Below are 19,068 nucleotides of genomic sequence, written 5' to 3'. Positions count from 1 at the left end.
CTCCTTAAACGTGTGCCGCGTCGAACAGCTGGCGAGCGGCAGCCTGGCGGCTGAACTCGTCGAACTGCCAGCGCAGGTGCGGTTCCAGCTCCCGAGCCAGTTGCGCAGGGTCGCGCACATCGCCCTGGACCGAGATCGACAGGTAAGGCGCGAAGCTGAACTGCTGCTCGATGACGGGGGGGACCTGGGGTTTGAATGAATCCGGCGCAGTGATCGTGGCCAGCGCCGCGCTAGACGACGATGGACTGGCCATCGAGCGCGCCGCCTGCCCCATCAGCGGGGGTGTCTGGCCTTTCTGGAAGGATTTGGCGATGTCGCCCATGACCGGCGGAATGTTCTGCCCGGCGTTGCGCATCATCAGCGGGCCGGCTGCGGGCATCTGCTTGAGCGACTCGTCGGAGCCGAACATCGCCTTGCCTGCATAGGAGCCCAGGGCGTCGCCGCCCCTGTAACCCAGAGCACCGCCAATGACGACACCTGCAGCGCCGCCAAAGGCGGTGCCTAGTCCTGGTATGACAGAGCCAATGGCAGCCCCGGCAGCAGCCCCCATTTTGGCCCCGACCAAAGCGCCTGCTAACCCACCCGCCGCGCCGCCATAACCTTCAGCCTTCTCGTCGCGGGTCTTGGCGTTCTGGTAGGTATCTGCCACCTGAATACCGGCATCTAGCACCGAAAAGAATGAGCCACCCAGCTTGGGTGGTTTTATCTTCCTGAACATTGACCCTACCCAGTTCAGCGCCGTGCGCCCCATGCCCAGCGCACCATTGGCAACGCTGCCTATACGCGCTGGACTGAATGCACTTTTCAGTGTCTGGAAAATCCTACTGAACCTGCCGGGCTTGGCCTTCGCGCCACCTGGGCGCTTTCGACCCTTGTTGCCCTTCTTGTCCCGGCCGCCGTCGAGGTCGTAATCGCCCGCCCCCATTCCCAGTGCGTTGGTGACAAATACCCGCTGTACAAACTTGGGATCAATCTTCAGCCCGCCTCGGAAAACATTCAGCAGGCCCTTGCCCATGCTGTAGACGGCCATCAGCTTTTTCACCGCGACATACGCGGCGCCCAGGGCGGTCACTCCCAACACCAAGGATGGAGCCGTCTCCGCCAATTGAGTCAGCTTGCCGACTACCAGGGTCAGGCCCTTGGCCACCAGATCAGTGGCCGGGCGCAGGGCCTCTCCCACGGCACGCATGCCATCGTCGACCGCCTGCGCGGTTTCAGCCCAAAGCTGCTTGGAGGCTTGCCGACGCTCGGCCAGGTTCCTGTCAAGAACGCCCGAAGCACTCAACGAATCCTTCTTCACTTGCTCGTACTGCTGCCGGCCCTGGGTCTGAGCCAGCAAGGCCGCCTTGATCTGCATATCGGTGAACAGGTCGCCGGTGCGCAGAGACTCTTCCAGTGCCTCGAGCATGGCCTTGGCCTTCGCCGGGTCCGTTTCCTTGCTGATCTGCGCCTGGGCCTCGGCCATCTTCGCCGCCTTGGCCGGGTCGATGGCCCTGACGTAGCGCATGGCCAAAGCAAAGCTCGCCTCCAGGCTCGACATGCCCTTCTGGATACCAGTGTTCAGCGAAGCCTGGTAGTCAATGCCGGCATCTTTGTAAGCCTTGACTGCATCACTGGAGCCGATTTTCCCTATCCAGTTCTGCAGTTGTCCGGCGGCCTCATCGGGACTTGCGGCGGTGTTCATCTGCACCTGCAGCATCGAGCCCAGCTGGCTCACCGCATCCATACCGGTGAGCCCCTCCCCCTTCGCGCTCTTGAGCAGGGTCGGCAGCAAGCGCGCCATGTCGGCGGCTTCGAAATTGCCCGCCTGCCCCTGCTGGGCGATGGCCTCCAGGGCCTGCTCCATGACCTTGGGATCGCTGATCCCGGCTTGCAGCTCCAGAGCTCGCATCAGCTTCGCAGTATCTTCGACACCTGCGCCCTGGCCCACCGCAAACTTGGCCGCCAGCGCGGCATAGCCCTGGGCCTTGTCCAGCGACATGCCGCTGGCAGCCATCTGCCCCACCAGAGCGGCCACCTCGTTGCGGGCCATCCCCGTGTCCCGTGACGTCTGAATGACGGTGCGGCTCAGTTGCGCTTCCTGAGGCTGATTGGCCACACCGGCCTTGATCGCGATATCACGGATCAGCGCCTGATAATCGGCACTGACCTTGACCGGGATGGCCAGCTTGCCGATCCCGTCCTTGGCCAAGCCATAAGCCGCCTTGAAGTCGGCCTTGCCCTGGCCGATCTGCTGCAGCCCTCGGGCCTGCAAAGCCGAGCCCCGAGCCACATTACCCAGCGCCTGGTACTCCTGGCGCAGTTTGTGGACCTGAACACCCTGCTGGCGCAGGCCATCACGGCTCTCTTCCAACCGGCGCAACAGTCCGGCGGCGGAAGCGGCGCCGGTGTCATGGGCCTTTTTCCATTCATCCTGCAGACGCAGGGTCTGGCCGATGGCCTTTTCCAGCACCCCGGCCTTGTTGCCCTGTGCCTCCAGCTTCTTGATCCGGTCTTCCACCGTCTTGAAGGCGGCGTCCCACGTCGAACTGAGGGCCGTACCAATCACCACCAGCCCTGATTCCAGTTTGCTCGCCATCTGCCTCTCCTGCTCCTTGGGTGACGGGCTCAATCCGTGAGCCACCAGACCATGTCGGAAAACCTCATGGTCATGATTTCCTCGGCGGCGAAATGCAGCTCGCTGGCGAGCCGCTTCGCTGCCATTTTCATCACCTTCGGATCAAAGCTCGTCGTCTTGCACCAGGCGAAAATAGCCGGCCTGCAGGCGCTGGTAATCCTTGAGCGCCATGCCCTCCAGGTCCTTGGCGCTGATTTCAGCCAGGCTGGCAAACAGCATCAGCTCGCGCTGTTCATCATCGCCGGCAGCCCCGGCATTGGCCGCACGCACATCGCGCACGGTTGGAGCACGCAAGGTGACCTTGTCGCAGACCACGCCGTTCATCTGCACCGGTTTACTGAGGCTGATGACAACGTTTTCAGCACTCAGGGCCATCCAGGCCGGGCTCTTGTCGATTGCTTGAGACATGGAGGTGGTTTCCTTACAGGCCCAGGGCCGAACGTTGCGCGGCCAGTTGGTCGACGCCATTGATCACGCGCTTCATGCCCAAGGCATCGATTTCGTAGATCAGGCGACCGTCGACTTCGAGCTTGTAGTAGGTCAGCGCCACGTTGTGCTTGATCTCGGCCTTGTCGCCGGACTTCCAATCGCCCATGTCGACTTCCTTGAGCAGGCCACGCAGGGTGACGATCACCGGGGTGACCTTGCCCTTGAGGCCCTTGAAGGCACCACGGAACACACCGCTGAAACCGGTGCCGTCCGCCAGGCCGAACAGCTTCAGCGACTCACGGCGCACGCCGGTGGTGGTGAAGCCGGCTTCCTGTTTTTCCATGCCCATGTCCAGCTCCACCGGCACATCCATGCCGCCGACACGATGCTCCTCGGTCTTGAGGGTCAACTTGGGCAGGGTCAGGCTCGGCACGTCGCCTTGAAAGCTGATGCCATCGACGAACAGGTTCATGTTCGCCAGGGTTTCGGGAATCATTGCCATTGCTGCTGCTCCTTAAGCGGCTTGATCGAGGACTTCGGTCAACCACTGGTTGGTGACCTCGACTCGGAAGTTCGGGTTTTCGGCGGGCGGTACGTCGGTGAAACGGATGTTCCAGTACACCTTGCCCTGCTCCAGCTGGCTGGCCGTGTTGAGCTCGGTGTCGGCGTAGACCTCGAAATTGATGATCGCGCCCTGGTTTTTCAGATCACGCATAAACGCCTGCAGGCCCTCGGTGACGTCCTTGACATAGGTCGCCGTGATCGAGCGGTCGACCGCCCACTTGTGGCCGAAGAGGATGGCGTCCATGACGATGTCCATGGTCCGCACCCGGGTGACAAACGCCCATTTCGGATCGCTCGACAGCGTGCGGTTACCCCACAGACGGAAGCCGTCGTCGCGGATGACGGTGGTGATGTTGGCGTTGTTCAGCAGGTTGGCGCGGCAGGTTTCATCGCCGTCCAGGAACTCGATGGAGCGCGAGGTGCCGGTGATGCCGACAAACTCCTTGTTGGATGGCGAAGCCCAGAAGCCGTATTCGTTGTCAGTCCAGGCAAACAGGCCGGCGACCCAGGCCGAGGCTGGCGCGTCGACCGTGGCGCTGGCGCCGTTGTCCCAGTGCTGAACACCCGGATCGACCATGTAGGCGCGCTTGGCGCCAAAATTCTTGGCGTACTCCATGGCCGCTTCGTCGGTGCTGTTCGGGCCGTCGATGATCGCCAGGCCACGCAGCTTGTCGGCCAGGGCGACCAGGGCGGTGCCGACTGCCAGGGTCGAACTGTGTTTGGGGGTGACCAGCAAACGCGGCTGGGCATTGAAACGGCTCTTGCCGTCCAGCAGCGCCTGCAAACCGGTGCGTTTACCGTTGGCCAGCACCCCGCCGATGATTGCCGAAGTCTGCTCTGCTGCCTCGGCCACCTTGGCCACGCCGCAGGCCACGATCACCGCCTTGGCCCGCTGATAGATGGCCTGGCAGGCCTTGGTGATGGCCGCATCCGGGCCCCAGGCCGCGATGGCCTCGCGCTCGTTGGTGATCAGCAGCAGGTCGTTGGCCTTGGCCGTGAAGGCCGGGGCCTCGGTGAAGGTGTCCACCAGGCCGATGATCGAGGACGTCGGCAACGAAATAGTGCGCGCGCCGGTGTCGACGTTAGTAACGGTAACGCCGTGGAAAAAACCACTCATGGATAAACTCCAGACATGAAAAAGCCCCGGGTAAAGGGGGCTGTAAGGGATGTTGGGTTAAGGGGAAGCGGGAAAGAAAACGCCCCGGCGGTGCGGGGCGTTATTCGGTGGGCGTTTCTACCGGCACCAGCGCCGATAAAGCATCAGGCGATAGCGGCCAGTCGATAGCAGCGGGGAACCCCTCTTGCTGCTCGATTCGCATCAAGTCGATGCGGTAGCTCTTCCACTGCAGCAGTCGGGCTGATTCTTCTTCGGTCGCATTACCTATATCAACCGCGTCTTGAAGGGGCGCAACGCGCAACGCCGCCGCCTTAAGTAGCTCGTCCCGCTGACTCAGTACGACTACAGAAATTTGTTCCTCGGTCGGCAAAATATCTATCGGGGCCATAACTTCAACTGAGCCCGCTGGAGGCTGAGCGCCACCTGCAAAAGCACCAATGTACAGGCCTTCAAATGTATAAAAACGGGCAATATCTTCCATTATTTCTCTACCTTCAAACGTGCGTGCCAACCGCCAGTTGGAACAGTCACCAAAACCCCGTCCGTTGTACGAACTAGTAACGGCCCTGTCGCGGCACCAAACTTTGCATAGGCATTCACGCCATCTGCCCATACTCCAATGGGGCTACTTGTTGACCCCGACCCACCATCACCACCGCCCGCAGGTGCCACGGTTAAACGGGTTCCAAGAGGAAAGCCCGTTGCCGCCGTAACACACAGCATTTCTAGCGAAACACCCCAAGGGTCCACCCCGAATCCATGCGCGAATGTAATTGATCCCGAGATGCTCACCGGAACCCAGGGGCTTGTTTTACGGCGGTTCTCGGGATCAAGGGCAGCAATCGAAGCTGCGAGCGCTGCGATATCAATGTTTCCCTGATTGACTGGCGCGTTCCAGGCCTTGATACACCACATAATTGCCAAGTTGCGCGGGCGGGTTTCCGCACCGCCAGTAGCTCCAGTAGTCGCGCCGTTGTCGGCATTCGCATCCGACTGCGCCGAAATTTTGTTCGATACGCTGTTAACGACCCCACTACCCCGCATAGGGGAATACTCGTGGGTATGGCTTTTGAGCATATCCAGCTGATAGCCGCCGAGCGCCCGCCCAGCATCAACGCCGCGACCATGGTCCCAGCCGCGCAGAAATTCACCCCGCGAATCAGGCAGCCGGAAGTTTCCGGCACCCTCGCCGCCCGTGTTGAACGTGGTCCCGAGGTACGCCGCCAGGTCGGGATAGGTTGCGGTGCTCTGTACGCTGCCGTCGAGTTCTAGATACCCCGGCGGCACATCCGCTTTGGGGATTGCAACGATGGCACCGACAGGCGTTGCTGACTTCAGGGCTGCTAGCTCTTTGACAAGCGCAGCAACATCGATATTTCCCTGATTAACTGGCGCGTTCCAGGCCTTGATGCACCACATAACCGCCAAGTTACGCGGGCGAGTTTCAGTACCAAAGCGCGGAGTGCCGTTAACTCCGTCAGGAATGATTTCCCCAATAGCACTTAGTGGATACTTGAGAGCATCAACAGTCCCTGATGTACTGGACTGCATTGGGGTGTTCCGGGTTCCACCAGAGCTTGCAACGGCTTGGTTCCACATCCGGTTATGCCCTTGGAACTGATCAAGCTGTGAAGTACCGATAGACCGACCTGCGTCAACCCCGCGCCCATGATCCCAGCCCCGCAGGAACTCGCCACGCGACTCCGGCAACCGAAAGTTACCCACCCCTTCATCGCCCTTGTTGAACGTAGTCCCGAGGTAAGCCGCCAGATCAGGGTAGGTAGCAACGCTCTTCACACTGCCATCAATCTCAAGGAACCCAGGCGGCATACTGGCCTTTGGAAACGCCACCATAGAACCCACCGGCAACGACGACGCCTGCGCCACGATGGATTCGATCTCAGCCTTGGTATAGGTGTCGGTGATGCCATGACCGGCCAGGGTGGTCGGGTTGGTACCCGCGATTACCCGGCCGTTCTTGTCGACCGTGACATTGGCATACGAACCCGCGCTGACGCCGCTCCGGCCCACGGCCATTTCAAAGGCCAGCGGCGTGGTGCCCAGGGTGATCGGCCCATCCGTAACCAACTGCCAAACACTGTCGCCATTGACCGTGCCCTTCTCGATGCTGACAAACAGACCCGGGGTCACTTCCAGGCTGCTGTCGGCATCCTGCGCACGTTTCCAGACGCCGGTCGCCGACACCACGTACAGGCCGTTGTCCTTGGCCTGGGTCTGGTTCTTCACCAGCACCCGGGCATCGGCCGGCAGCAGCACCTCGTCGATGGTCAGGATCCCGCTCAACGCGATGTTGGCCGTGGTAGCCACCAGCGCTGAGTGCTTGAAGTCCATCTTGGCCAGGGCTTCGATCACTGCATTGTCGACGTACTCACGGGTCGCCAGGACCACGGCCGGATCGATCTTAAGCACGACCTGCGCGGTGTTGGCCACGATGAAGTTCATGCGGATGACCTGGGTCTTGCCAGTGCCCTGGGCCAGCAGGGGCTTGAAGCTTGGCGCGCAGTTGGCCACCGCCACCAGGTCGCCGGCGGCATCGAACAGGCCGATTTCACGGATCCAGCGCCCACCGACATCGGGCGGGATTACCTGCTCGGTGATAATGACGTTGGGATTCGCCGGATCAGTACGTACCTGATTCACCGGTGCGCGGCGCCATTCGTTGATCAGCTTGGTCTGGGTCTTGCTGGGGATGGGGTCGCTGCCGTTGGCATCCCCTACTGCCATCTCCTTGAAGGTCCAGGGCGTGCCCAGGGCGGTGGCGTTGGCCTGTTTCGCCTCGCCCACTGCTGTGAGGATGGCGAAGAACTGACTGTTGGAATCGATCATGAGTACACATCCAGGGTGTCTGTTTCATCAATGCACATGACCTGGCCGTATCGACCGGTCACATCAATATCACGGGGTGCCGGGGGGTAAACGTCGAGCACTTCGCCCTGATCCACATAGGCGCCGTAGCCGATCACCCCGGAGGTTTCCAGGCTGATGGCCAGCCCGGTCATGTGCCGGCTCACGGGCCTGGCGTCGTCGATCAGCCGGGTCAGCTCCTGGTACATTTCCTCGGTGATACCGGTATCCAGTACCCCGACTTTCAGGGCAAAGGTGGCGGGCTCACCCCGGGGGACCATCTGCCACCATTCGACCACTTCGATCAGGTAACCCAGGGGCTCCACGACCCGGCGCAGCGCACCGATGGTGCCCTTGCGGGCATGGATGAAGAGCGAAGCGCGAATGGCGTTGCGCTTGACCGTTTCGCTCCAGCGCGGGTCCCAGCGGTCCACCGACCAGGCCCAGGCCAGTTGGGGCAGCAGGTGCACCGGACAGGTCGAGGGGTTGTACAGGGTGCGCAACATGGTGGCGGTGTCGCCGGTGTTGGTCGCCTCGAGGGCGCGCTCCAACAGGGTGCTATTGCTTGGCAGCAGGCTGGTCATATCAGCTCCCCAAGGTGACGCTGTAGCCAGTGCAGTACGCAGCCTGGGCCTTGCTCGGAGCGATGTCCTGCCAACCGCGCAGGTCGACCCGGGCCACGCCGGCCACATGCAGCTGGGCATCGATGGCAGAGCGCGCCACTTCGATGCCCAGGCGCCGGCGTGGGTTGACCCAGGCGGCCAGCCTGCGCTCGGCCTCGGCCAGGGCCGCATCACTTTCAGGCCCGGGGCCTTTCATGTGCAGCACCGCGTCGATGCGATACGGCAGGACCTGGGCACTGTTCACCGTGACCCGATCCCCCAGGGGGCGCACGTCCTCATCATTGAGCGCTGCGGCAACCGTCGCCAGCAGCTCAGGCGCAGCAGCGCCGTCGCCCTCAAGGCCCAGCACCGTAACCGTGACACAGGCCGGTGACGGGCTTTCGGCTTCGGCATCGGCCACCAGGGCCGAGGCATTACGGGCATGCAGGATGTAGCTGTTACGCGGCCCAGCGGTGGTCAGCCCTTCGTAGGCCAGTTGGGCACGTTCGCGCAATGCGTCATCGGCTTCCTTGATCTCCTCCACCGGCGGCACCGCTTGCGGGTCGCCGGCCTGGATCACCAGGCGTTGCAGATTGACGTTGGCTGCCAGCTGGTCCAGATCCGTGCCCTTGGCATGGGCCAGCAGCAGCGCCTTGGCCGCATCGTTGACCCGGGCTCGCAACAGCATGTCGCCGTAAGCGGACAGCTCCAGATGTTTGGTGACGGGGTCGCTTTCCAGGTTGGCCGTCCAGTTGTCGCCCATGTAGCGGCGAAAGGTCGCCAGCTTGTCCTGATACAGCGCTTCAAAATCCAGGGCTTCCAGCACCTGGGGCGCCGGCAGCGCCGACAAATCCAGCATGCTCATGCCGTCACCTCCAAAACCGCGTTGTTGCCCAGGTACTGGCCCGTCAGTTGGAAACTGACCTGGCCCTCCACCACCGCTACCACTCGCACCCGCTCCAGCTTCAGCCGTGGCTCCCAACGCAACAGCGCCCGTGCCACCTCGGCCTGCACCGCGCTTTTCCAGCCGCCGGTTACCGGCAGGTCGACGTAACGGCGCAGGTTGCTGCCGTATTCAGGTCGCATCCGCCGGCTGCCCAAAGGGGTGGTCAGGATGTCCTCGATGGACTGCCGCAAATGCTCGATGCCGGACAGCGGCTGGCCAGTACGGCGATCCATTCCGATCATCGTGTTACTCCTGCGGCTGAAAGTCCGGATGCTGCTGCAGATAGTCCCTGGCAAGGCTGTCGCCCGCCGGCGCCGATACCGTTCCCTGGACCACCGCCAGCTCGCGGCCATCCGCCAGGATCAGAATGCGGGAGGTGTAGAGGGTGTCGCGAAAGATCGCAGCGCCAGTAACGGCCGAGCGGTCGAGCTTTTTTTTCGGAAGTGCCATGCTTTTCTCCGGGTACAAAAAATCCGCACTCGGCGGATTGATCAGGTTTATCTACGTCATGGGTAGGCTGGCCGACGTTGATCGGCAAAGCGTCACTGAGGCGTTGCGGTTGATCCAGGGCCGGGCATCACGCCCAAGTGGACATGGGTCGAACCGACATTAACGCCGTTGTGCTTCAGGCTGGCGCCGTTGATTTGCACATCGCCATTGAGGGTGATTGCCCCGGTCAATGTGATGCTGTCGGCCGTGCCCGTAATGGCGCTGTCCGTGACCAACGCCGAACTGGCGCCGACCTGGATTGCCACCGTGCCGCTGGGCAGGCTGATGCTGTAGCGCTTGGCCTGCCAGTCGTAGACCAGCGAGCCGCCATCATCGAAACGCCAGACCTCGACATGATCACGGTTGTCTGGTTGAGCGCCGGCATCACCGTACAGGCCCGGTACAAACGTGCCCTGCGCCGGCTCGCCGCTGGGGCTGATCAGGACGCCCTGCTCACCCAGGCTCGGCGCCCGCCAGTGACGGGCCTTGCCGGCGGCCTGGCTATGCCAGCGCACCCAGGCACTGGTCCAGCCGGCACCATCGCAAACTCGCACCAGGCCGGCAGCCAGGTCCACACCGATCACGCTGCACGGGAGAATCAAGCCGGCAATCATGCGGTCGTGGGTTGCAGATACGTAACTCACGCCATGTGCTCCGGTGACTGATAGTCAGCCTCGTGACCTGGTCCGGTATCGGGACTGAAGCCCACTACCAGCGTGCCTGATGGCTGATTCGGCCATGGCCATTGCTCCTGGCCCAGGTAGATAAGCTGCTGCCAGCGCACAATCCACTCGGCTCTGTAAGCCGGCTCCGAGACTATATCCGCAGGTTTTGCCGAGACCGCCGTTGCGCCTTCGACAAAATCCAGGTCCCACTGCTGGCAACGTAGAAGCTCGATCAACTGAGCCGCCAGAATGGCCGCCTGCAAAGGCGCCTGCACAAGATTGGCATCCACTCGCACCCGCGCCTCGAGAGTGGCCTGCATACAACTGCGGCCGTCGCCCGGGTCGGTGCCCTGGTCCAGGCCGGTAATTGCAAGGTAGAGCGCCGGCTCAGTGGCGTCCTCAAGCACCTTGGGCAAGGCCTCGACCGTATGCAGCTGCGGCATCGCCAACTTGATCGTGGCCATGATGGCGTCTTGTAGCTGGGTCAGTTCGTTCATTGTCGTGTTCCAGAAGAAGGTCGACGCTGCCACGCCTGTGGGTCCATGGCCGGCAGACCTTGTTGAGGGCCAATGCTGATCAGGGAATCAAGGCTGATCAGAGTGAGAGTCCCGCGGTGGCACCTCGCACACCCCAATCCGCTTGGCCGCCCAACGTTCATAAAGGCCGATGGCCACATCGGCGCCGGCCATGGCGGTCAGGCAGCCGAGTGCGCAGGCGGTCCAGATCGACACGCCGACGCCGTACAGCAGCATGATCGCCGAGACACCGCAGACCACGCAGGCGCCGGAGCGCAGGGCCAGTCGTCGCACCAGCAGCCAGCCGCGGGCGCCCTCCTTGTCAGCGCGCCACATCTCGCCGGACACGCCACCCACCAGAGCGAGGACGATGACCAGCCAGATCGGCATGTCCAGCAACGCTTGTTGCTCGTTTGTCATGTCTTGCCTCCAGTGCGGGAAAAGCCAATTCATTGGCCGGAAAAATAATGCGGGTGCTGCTGTGAGCCTGTATCGCCAAGGGGCATACAGTTAGGCAGGCATTCCAAAAAGCCCGGTTGCCCAGGCTTTTCAGTAATGCGGTCCTTCTGATCTTTCGGCGCTACTGGCGCGGTACGGATCCATTTAAATTGTTCCTCCGACCGCGACCCTGTCCGCCGGATAACTGCTTCTGGTGCTTTACGCTGCACACCCGGGTCAGTTGCCAACCCTCTGAACCGTTGAGGCCGGTTCATCGCTGCCTTTGCTTTGCCACTAAAGAGCGGTGTTGCTCGCCGTTGTTGAGCGGCTTGAGACAAAGAATATGCATGTATGCATATACAGTCAATGCATACGTGCATTTATTTATGCGCAATAAATGCGCGTATGCATGAAACCCTTGTCGCACAAGGCTCACGGCTTTTCTGCAGGCGAAAAAAAACCCGCTCGGTGGCGGGTTTTATCTGACGGCGGTTCGGTTAGCGGGCGTACATGCCCCACCAGAAGACGTGGCCGAGGATGGTGATCTGCTCTTCCTGGATTTCCTGGAAGCTGTAATCCTCATCCGGATGCTCGTCGCGATTGAAGCTGCGCAGGCGAATGCCGGTAGGCAGGCGATATAGCTGCTTCACCCGCAACTGGCCATTATGGTTAATGGCGTAGAGATCGCCATCGACGATGTCGCCGATACCGCACTTGCCGGCATTGACGCCCACGGTGGCGCCGTCGCGCAGCACCGGCAGCATGCTGTTGCCGCGCACTGTGACGCACTTGGCCTGGTCAAACTGCACACCGTTATGGCGCAGGCTGCGCTTGCCAAAACGCAGGCTGGCGCGCTCGCTTTCCTCGATGACGAATCTTCCTGATCCTGCAGCCAATTCAACCTCTCGAAGAAAGGGGACCGAGACCTCGTCGTCATCGACAGGTGTATCGTCGTCCCACAGACTTATGTCCTTGAGTTCGGAATGTATCTCGTCGCCAATCGCCGCGCGGCCTGGGGCAATCTCAGCGCGCCCGCGCAGTTGATCAGTACTCACCTGGAAGTACTCGGCGATGCGCGAGATGTGCTTGTCCGACGGATCAACGATCTTGCCGCTGAGGATCCGCGAGAGTGTGGATTGAGGCACGCCGGTTCGACGGTGAAGCTCCGTAGGGGAGATTCCGTTGCGATCGAGCAGTTCTCTTAAGACGGTAGAAACATTGCGTTTTTGCATAACGCGCATATTGCTCGTTCTTTTCGCCGATGACAAATGCTGATTTGCATATTTTATGCATTCTTTTCAGAAACAACCTACGGCCTCACGCCTGCGAAGGGCCGACCGCCCATGGTAACCTTGCGCCCATCGCGGAAACGCCGGGCCGATGCCCCGCCCTTGCCCCACCACTTTCAACGAATTTGCCTACCTACCCGATGAATAAAGCACTCTCAGACTTGTCCTCCCACACACCGATGATGCAGCAGTACTGGCGCCTCAAGAACCAGCACCCTGATCAGTTGATGTTCTATCGCATGGGCGACTTCTACGAAATCTTCTACGAAGACGCCAAAAAGGCCGCCAAGCTGCTCGACATCACCCTGACAGCACGCGGGCAGTCGGCGGGCCAGGCGATTCCGATGTGTGGCATTCCTTACCATGCGGCGGAAGGTTACCTGGCGAAGCTGGTCAAGCTCGGCGAGTCGGTGGTGATCTGCGAACAAGTGGGCGACCCGGCCACCAGCAAAGGTCCAGTGGACCGCCAGGTGGTGCGCATCATCACCCCGGGCACGGTCAGTGACGAGGCGTTGCTCGATGAACGCCGCGACAACCTGATCGCCGCGGTGCTGGGTGACGAGCGTCTGTTTGGCCTGGCGGTCCTGGACATTACCAGCGGCAACTTCACCGTGCTGGAGATCAAAGGCTGGGAAAACCTGTTGGCGGAGCTGGAGCGGGTCAACCCGGTCGAGCTGATGATCCCGGATGACTGGCCGCAGGGTTTGCCGGCAGAGAAGCGTCGTGGTGTGCGGCGTCGCGCGCCTTGGGACTTCGAGCGTGACTCGGCGCACAAGAGCCTGTGCCAGCAGTTTTCGACCCAGGACCTCAAGGGCTTTGGCTGCGAGAACCTGACCCTGGCCATCGGCGCCGCCGGTTGCCTGCTCAGTTACGCCAAGGAAACCCAGCGCACCGCCCTGCCCCATCTGCGCAGCCTGCGGCACGAGCGCCTGGACGACACCGTGGTGCTGGACGGTGCGAGCCGGCGCAACCTGGAGCTGGACACCAACCTGGCCGGTGGCCGCGACAACACCCTGCAATCGGTGGTCGACCGTTGCCAGACCGCCATGGGCAGCCGCCTGCTGACTCGCTGGTTGAACCGTCCGCTGCGTGACCTCAAGGTCCTACAGGCGCGGCAGACCTCGATTACCTGCCTGCTGGATGGCTATCGCTTCGAGAAGCTGCAACCGCAGCTGAAGGAAATCGGCGATATCGAGCGGATCCTCGCCCGTATCGGCCTGCGCAATGCCCGTCCGCGCGACCTGGCGCGCCTGCGTGACGCGTTGGCGGCGCTGCCCGAATTGCAAGTGGCAATGGCCGAACTGGAAGGCCCGCACCTCACTCAACTGGCACAGACCACCAGCACCTACCCGGAGCTCGCGGCGCTGCTGGAAAAAGCCATCATCGACAATCCGCCGGCGGTCATCCGCGACGGCGGCGTGCTGAGGACCGGCTACGACGTCGAGCTCGATGAACTGCAATCCTTGAGCGAGAACGCCGGGCAGTTCCTGATCGATCTCGAGGCCCGGGAAAAAGCCCGCACCGGCCTGGCCAACCTGAAGGTCGGCTACAACCGCATTCATGGCTACTTTATCGAGCTGCCAAGCAAACAGGCCGAACAGGCTCCGGCGGACTACATCCGACGCCAGACCCTCAAGGGCGCCGAGCGCTTTATCACTCCAGAGCTCAAGGAATTCGAAGACAAGGCCTTGTCCGCCAAGAGCCGGGCCCTGGCCCGCGAGAAAATGCTCTACGAGGCCCTGCTGGAGACCATGATCAGCCACCTGCCGCCCCTGCAGGACACCGCCGCGGCCCTGGCCGAGCTGGACGTGCTGAGCAACCTGGCAGAGCGTGCGCTGAACCTTGACCTGAATTGCCCGCGTTTTGTCAGCGAGCCCTGCATGCGCATCAGCCAGGGGCGCCACCCGGTGGTCGAGCAGGTGCTGAGCACGCCGTTCGTGGCCAATGACCTGAGCCTGGATGACAACACCCGCATGCTGGTGATCACCGGTCCGAACATGGGCGGTAAATCCACCTACATGCGTCAGACCGCCTTGATTGTGCTGCTGGCCCATATCGGCAGCTTCGTACCCGCCGCCAGTTGCGAGCTGTCACTGGTGGACCGGATCTTCACCCGGATCGGTTCCAGCGACGATCTGGCGGGCGGCCGCTCGACCTTCATGGTGGAAATGAGCGAAACCGCGAACATCCTGCACAACGCCACCGAACGCAGCCTGGTGCTGATGGACGAAGTGGGCCGCGGCACCAGTACCTTTGACGGTCTTTCCCTGGCCTGGGCTGCGGCAGAACGTCTCGCCCACCTGCGCGCCTACACGCTGTTCGCCACCCATTACTTCGAGCTGACGGTGCTGCCGGAAAACCAGCCGCTGGTGGCCAACGTGCACCTCAATGCCACTGAGCACAACGAACGTATCGTCTTCCTGCACCACGTGCTGCCAGGGCCGGCCAGCCAGAGCTACGGCCTGGCCGTGGCCCAGCTGGCCGGGGTCCCGAGCGAGGTGATCCTGCGTGCCCGCGAGCACCTGAGCCGTCTGGAAACCACCAGCCTGCCCCATGAAGTCGCACGCCCGGCTTCGGAAAAAACGTCGGTTCCACAGCAAAGCGACATGTTCGCCAGCCTGCCTCATCCGGTGCTTGAAGACCTGGCCAAGCTCGATCTGGACGACATGACGCCACGTAGAGCATTGGAAATGCTCTATACATTGAAGACACGCATCTAACGCAGACGCCTTCAAGCTGTTAGAATCTCGCGCGGTTTGGGATGCTGCGGACTTTTAAGCCTGGTCCGCAGACTATCGCTCCCAAACCTGGCGACCCCGTCATGAAGGGGCTCCGCTGCCGCCGCCTGAGGAGAGAATTAGAAATGACCTTCGTCGTCACCGACAACTGCATCAAGTGCAAGTACACCGACTGCGTAGAAGTCTGTCCGGTGGACTGCTTTTACGAAGGCCCGAACTTCCTGGTGATTCACCCGGATGAGTGCATTGATTGCGCGCTGTGCGAGCCTGAATGCCCAGCTGTAGCCATTTTCTCCGAAGACGAAGTCCCGGACGAGATGCAGGAATTCATTCAGCTGAACGTTGAACTGGCCGAGATCTGGCCCAACATCACTGAGAAGAAAGAATCGTTGCCGGATGCCGAAGAGTGGGATGGCGTCAAAGGCAAGATCAAAGACCTCGAACGCTGATTACCGCCGCGTTCCCGAAAAGGCCCCTTGCGGGCCTTTTTGCTTTTCAGGGAAAGAGCTTTTCTACTGTCACTTTTTTACAGGCGAAAAAAAGGGGCGGTATGACCCGCCCACATTTTTCCCTATTCCCTGTAGTCCTTTTCATCGTCCTGATGAATCGCTTCCTGCGATGTCCCTGACCATCTTCCTTGATGGCAGTGTCTATCCGTCGACACAGGGCTGATATTAAAGACTTTCAGCCGGGTAGCAACTGCTGCCGACCCTGTAAGAAGTGCCTTTACTCAACCGCCGCATAAAAATAAATACATACAAATCAATTACTTAGAAAAATACCCACACATAAAAGGGCAACTTCCAAGCCGTTAGAGCCCAAACACTTACGAAAGAGTAGGCTTTGGCTTACACGCGATTTCTAACTACTCCCATTTGGCAGTGCATCTCCTTTGCTAAAAACATTCCATAGCCCATAAAAAAGCCCCGAACAGGTCGGGGCTTTTTATCGACTGCGGCGGCCAGCGCTGTTATTGGAACAATGACTCGCTGGAAAGGCCGTTCTTCTCAAGGATTTCCCGCAGGCGTTTCAGACCTTCTACCTGAATCTGTCTGACTCGTTCCCGGGTAAGACCGATTTCGAGCCCTACGTCTTCAAGGGTGCTGCTTTCATGACCGCGCAAGCCGAAGCGCCGGATGACGACTTCACGCTGCTTGTCGGTCAACTCGGACAGCCATTGATCGATGCTCTGGGACAGGTCGTCATCCTGCAGCAGCTCGCAAGGGTCAGTTGGACGGTCGTCGGTGAGGGTGTCCAGCAAGGTTTTATCCGAATCCGGACCCAGCGAGACATCAACCGAAGAAACCCGCTCGTTCAAGCCCAGCATGCGCTTGACCTCTCCCACTGGTTTTTCCAGCAGGTTGGCGATCTCTTCGGGGGAAGGTTCATGGTCGAGCTTTTGAGTCAGCTCACGTGCGGCCCGCAGGTAGACGTTGAGTTCTTTGACCACATGAATCGGCAACCGAATGGTGCGGGTCTGATTCATGATCGCGCGTTCGATGGTCTGACGAATCCACCAGGTCGCGTAGGTCGAGAAGCGAAAACCACGCTCCGGATCGAATTTTTCCACCGCCCGGATCAGCCCGAGGTTGCCCTCTTCGATCAGGTCCAGCAGGGAAAGGCCGCGGTTGACATAACGTCGGGCGATTTTCACCACAAGTCGCAAGTTGCTTTCGATCATGCGCTTGCGCCCGGCCGGGTCACCGCTCTGCGACAGTCGCGCAAAGTGGACTTCTTCTTCCGGGGAGAGCAACGGGGAAAAGCCGATCTCATTGAGGTACAGCTGCGTCGCGTCGAGCGCTCGCGTGTAATCAATGTACTTGTGTTGCTTAAGCGTTGCGGAGTGTTTGGATTTGGCGCGAACGGAAGGCGGTGCAGCCCCTTCATTATTCGACATCGAATCCATAGCGATGCCGGTCTCCATAAGGAGCACCTCATCGTCGATGTCAAACTCCGGCACTTCTTTACTGAGAGCCATTGTTATAGTCCTTTGGTGAGTTCGACCTCAAGCTCAAGCGGCGCCTTTATCCTTGGCAACGCTGGAGCCTGTTCCCTCTACGTGACGGAACAGGCTGGTAACCGATCAACGACGTGGCAAGAATTGCAGCGGATCTACAGGTTTCCCTTGTCGGCGAATCTCAAAGTGCAGTTTCACCCGGTCTGTACCAGTTGACCCCATTTCGGCAATTGTCTGTCCGACTTTGACCTGCTGCCCCTCCCGAACCAACAACCTGCGGTTATGACCGTAGGCACTGACGTAGGTATCGCTGTGTTTGATGATGACTAATTCGCCGTAGCCCCTTAAGCCACTCCCGGCGTAAACCACCGTCCCATCAGACGCAGCTAAAACAGGCTGTCCCAAATCCCCGGCGATATCAATGCCTTTATTCAAACTACCGTTTGAAGAGAATTTACCAATCAAAATACCGTTCGAAGGCCAGCCCCAGCCAGTCGGGGCGGGGCCTGCAGGCGGTAATGGCGCCGGCGCCGGCTTGCTCGCAATCGTTGGCGAGGCGCCGACAGGGCGCCGCGTGACCGTAGTTTTACTCGAAGAAGAGGCGGTTGATTGTGAACTAGTGACAACTGTCGTTGGCGCCGAACCTGTACGGCCGTCAAAACGGATCGTCTGCCCAGGGTGAATGGTGTAGGGCTCGGGAATGTTGTTGCGCGCCGCCAGTGCCTTGTAGTCCCAGCCGTAACGAAAGGCGATCGAGAACAAGGTATCGCCACGCCTGACGGCATATTGCCCAGTGGTCACGGTCGGGCGCTGTGGGGCCGCATTGTTGCGGTCAACCACGCCGACGCTGCTGGATTTGGTACTGGAACAGCCGACCAACAAGGAACTCAAGACAAAGCCGATCATCAGTCGCTGAAAGCTTGTGGTACCCATACGCTGCGCAATGACCGTGAGACTCACCCGCCGCTCCCTTTGTGGTGGTGGAATATGAAAGCTGCCCGATTCGGGCATCAAGTGTCGCCAGTATAACTGGCCGCTCGCGCTTTACCGTGGGCTTGACCAAATCATTGGACGCACCACCAGGCTTGCGGGGGCACATGGCGGGTTTCTTGATTCGTCCGGCTGTAAGACACAGCCGATCAAACAGAATTCACCCCGCGTAAACAAATGCTCAGGCCAGCGGGCCATTGAGCAACGGCACAAACCGCACGGCACCCAGCACATGCCGTGAAAAGCCCTGCTCTTCACGGACAATCAGCATCAGTTGCTGGACTTCGCCGGCGCCGACCGGGATCACCAGACGCCCGCCAGGAGCCAGTTGATCCAGTAACGCCTGGGGCACGTCGGTGGCGACAGCTGTCACGATGATGCCGTTGTAGGGCGCCAGCGCCGGCCAGCCTTCCCAACCATCGCCCCAACGGAATACCACGTTGCGTAGGTTCAACTCGACCAGGCGCTCCTTGGCCCGATCCTGCAGCACCTTTATGCGCTCGACGGAAAACACGCGCTCGACCAATTGCGAAAGTACTGCCGTCTGATACCCCGACCCCGTACCAATCTCCATCACCTTGTCCAGAGGACCGGCAGCCAGCAGCAGCTCGCTCATGCGCGCCACCATGTAGGGCTGGGAAATGGTCTGGTTGTGGCCGATCGGCAGTGCGGTGTCTTCGTAGGCTCGGTGCGCCAATGCTTCATCGACGAACAGATGGCGTGGCGTACGCCGGATGACTTCCAGTACCTGGGCGTTGGACAGGCCTTCGTCGTACAGGCGCTGAATCAGCCGCTCGCGGGTGCGTTGGGAAGTCATTCCGATACCGCGACGCAGCAAATCGTCTTG

The 19,068-nt window shown here is 60.7% G+C and carries 19 protein-coding genes; 2 read left to right on the top strand and 17 right to left on the bottom strand.

The window, feature by feature from the left end; genetic code table 11:
- Positions 1 to 4: 4 nt before the first annotated feature.
- From JFU57_RS13905 to JFU57_RS13830, 14 genes are all read right to left on the bottom strand, one after another.
- Entirely contained in the window at positions 5 to 2,578 is a 2,574-nt protein-coding gene (locus JFU57_RS13905) for a phage tail tape measure protein (RefSeq protein ID WP_201129640.1), read from the bottom strand.
- Between the two features lie 141 nt (positions 2,579 to 2,719).
- A complete protein-coding gene (locus tag JFU57_RS13900) occupies positions 2,720 to 3,025 on the bottom strand; it encodes a phage tail assembly protein (RefSeq protein ID WP_020296579.1) in 306 nt (101 codons plus the stop codon).
- Between the two features lie 13 nt (positions 3,026 to 3,038).
- Positions 3,039 to 3,548 (bottom strand): phage major tail tube protein, encoded by a 510-nt coding sequence (locus tag JFU57_RS13895; RefSeq protein WP_201129639.1) that lies wholly within the window; start codon positions 3,546 to 3,548, stop codon positions 3,039 to 3,041.
- A 12-nt stretch (positions 3,549 to 3,560) separates the two neighbouring features.
- Positions 3,561 to 4,727 (bottom strand): phage tail sheath subtilisin-like domain-containing protein, encoded by a 1,167-nt coding sequence (locus tag JFU57_RS13890; protein WP_201129638.1) that lies wholly within the window; start codon positions 4,725 to 4,727, stop codon positions 3,561 to 3,563.
- 100 nt (positions 4,728 to 4,827) lie between these two features.
- Positions 4,828 to 5,208, bottom strand: coding sequence for a tail fiber assembly protein (locus JFU57_RS13885; protein ID WP_242487481.1), 381 nt, complete (start codon positions 5,206 to 5,208; stop codon positions 4,828 to 4,830).
- On the bottom strand, positions 5,208 to 7,574 hold the full coding sequence (locus JFU57_RS33240; RefSeq protein WP_242487482.1) for a phage tail-collar fiber domain-containing protein: 2,367 nt from the start codon (positions 7,572 to 7,574) through the stop codon (positions 5,208 to 5,210). Before JFU57_RS33240 ends, JFU57_RS13885 begins: the two co-directional genes overlap by 1 nt.
- Positions 7,571 to 8,176, bottom strand: a complete 606-nt coding sequence (locus JFU57_RS13865) for a phage tail protein I (protein WP_078470091.1) — start codon at positions 8,174 to 8,176, stop codon at positions 7,571 to 7,573. Before JFU57_RS13865 ends, JFU57_RS33240 begins: the two co-directional genes overlap by 4 nt.
- A 1-nt stretch (position 8,177) precedes the next feature.
- Entirely contained in the window at positions 8,178 to 9,059 is an 882-nt protein-coding gene (locus JFU57_RS13860) for a baseplate assembly protein (protein WP_078470090.1), read from the bottom strand.
- Positions 9,056 to 9,382 (bottom strand): GPW/gp25 family protein, encoded by a 327-nt coding sequence (locus JFU57_RS13855; protein ID WP_020296586.1) that lies wholly within the window; start codon positions 9,380 to 9,382, stop codon positions 9,056 to 9,058. Before JFU57_RS13855 ends, JFU57_RS13860 begins: the two co-directional genes overlap by 4 nt.
- A gap of 4 nt (positions 9,383 to 9,386) precedes the next feature.
- Entirely contained in the window at positions 9,387 to 9,590 is a 204-nt protein-coding gene (locus JFU57_RS13850; RefSeq protein ID WP_201129637.1) for a hypothetical protein, read from the bottom strand.
- 92 nt (positions 9,591 to 9,682) lie between these two features.
- Positions 9,683 to 10,273 carry a phage baseplate assembly protein V gene (locus tag JFU57_RS13845; protein ID WP_201129636.1) on the bottom strand — a complete coding sequence of 197 codons (591 nt, stop codon included), beginning with the start codon at positions 10,271 to 10,273 and terminating at the stop codon, positions 9,683 to 9,685.
- Positions 10,270 to 10,791 (bottom strand): hypothetical protein, encoded by a 522-nt coding sequence (locus JFU57_RS13840; RefSeq protein WP_201129635.1) that lies wholly within the window; start codon positions 10,789 to 10,791, stop codon positions 10,270 to 10,272. The genes JFU57_RS13845 and JFU57_RS13840 overlap by 4 nt, the downstream gene beginning before the upstream one ends.
- 87 nt (positions 10,792 to 10,878) lie before the next feature.
- Positions 10,879 to 11,229 carry a phage holin family protein gene (locus JFU57_RS13835; RefSeq protein ID WP_020296590.1) on the bottom strand — a complete coding sequence of 117 codons (351 nt, stop codon included), beginning with the start codon at positions 11,227 to 11,229 and terminating at the stop codon, positions 10,879 to 10,881.
- Positions 11,230 to 11,744: 515 nt separating this feature from the next.
- Positions 11,745 to 12,488, bottom strand: coding sequence for an XRE family transcriptional regulator (locus JFU57_RS13830; RefSeq protein WP_078470086.1), 744 nt, complete (start codon positions 12,486 to 12,488; stop codon positions 11,745 to 11,747).
- 188 nt (positions 12,489 to 12,676) lie between these two features.
- Here JFU57_RS13830 and mutS point away from each other — a divergent pair, with 188 nt between their 5' ends.
- Both mutS and fdxA read left to right on the top strand, forming a co-directional pair.
- Positions 12,677 to 15,256 (top strand): DNA mismatch repair protein MutS, encoded by a 2,580-nt coding sequence (mutS, locus tag JFU57_RS13825; RefSeq protein WP_201129634.1) that lies wholly within the window; start codon positions 12,677 to 12,679, stop codon positions 15,254 to 15,256.
- Positions 15,257 to 15,399: 143 nt separating this feature from the next.
- Complete coding sequence (fdxA, locus tag JFU57_RS13820) at positions 15,400 to 15,723, top strand: ferredoxin FdxA (protein WP_020296593.1); 324 nt, start codon at positions 15,400 to 15,402, stop codon at positions 15,721 to 15,723.
- Positions 15,724 to 16,244: 521 nt separating this feature from the next.
- Here fdxA and rpoS read toward each other — a convergent pair.
- The 3 genes from rpoS to JFU57_RS13805 all read right to left on the bottom strand — a co-directional run bounded on the left by rpoS (position 16,245) and on the right by JFU57_RS13805 (position 19,038).
- Positions 16,245 to 17,252: an RNA polymerase sigma factor RpoS gene (rpoS, locus tag JFU57_RS13815; protein ID WP_020296594.1), complete on the bottom strand. Its 1,008-nt coding sequence runs from the start codon at positions 17,250 to 17,252 to the stop codon at positions 16,245 to 16,247.
- Between the two features lie 105 nt (positions 17,253 to 17,357).
- A complete protein-coding gene (locus JFU57_RS13810; protein ID WP_020296595.1) occupies positions 17,358 to 18,191 on the bottom strand; it encodes a peptidoglycan DD-metalloendopeptidase family protein in 834 nt (277 codons plus the stop codon).
- A 211-nt stretch (positions 18,192 to 18,402) separates the two neighbouring features.
- On the bottom strand, positions 18,403 to 19,038 hold the full coding sequence (locus JFU57_RS13805) for a protein-L-isoaspartate(D-aspartate) O-methyltransferase (RefSeq protein ID WP_177326767.1): 636 nt from the start codon (positions 19,036 to 19,038) through the stop codon (positions 18,403 to 18,405).
- Positions 19,039 to 19,068 lie beyond the last annotated feature (30 nt).

Source organism: Pseudomonas sp. TH07, from assembly GCF_016651285.1.
In the GTDB taxonomy this organism is placed as follows: domain Bacteria; phylum Pseudomonadota; class Gammaproteobacteria; order Pseudomonadales; family Pseudomonadaceae; genus Aquipseudomonas.
This window is presented reverse-complemented; position numbering and strand designations above follow the sequence as displayed.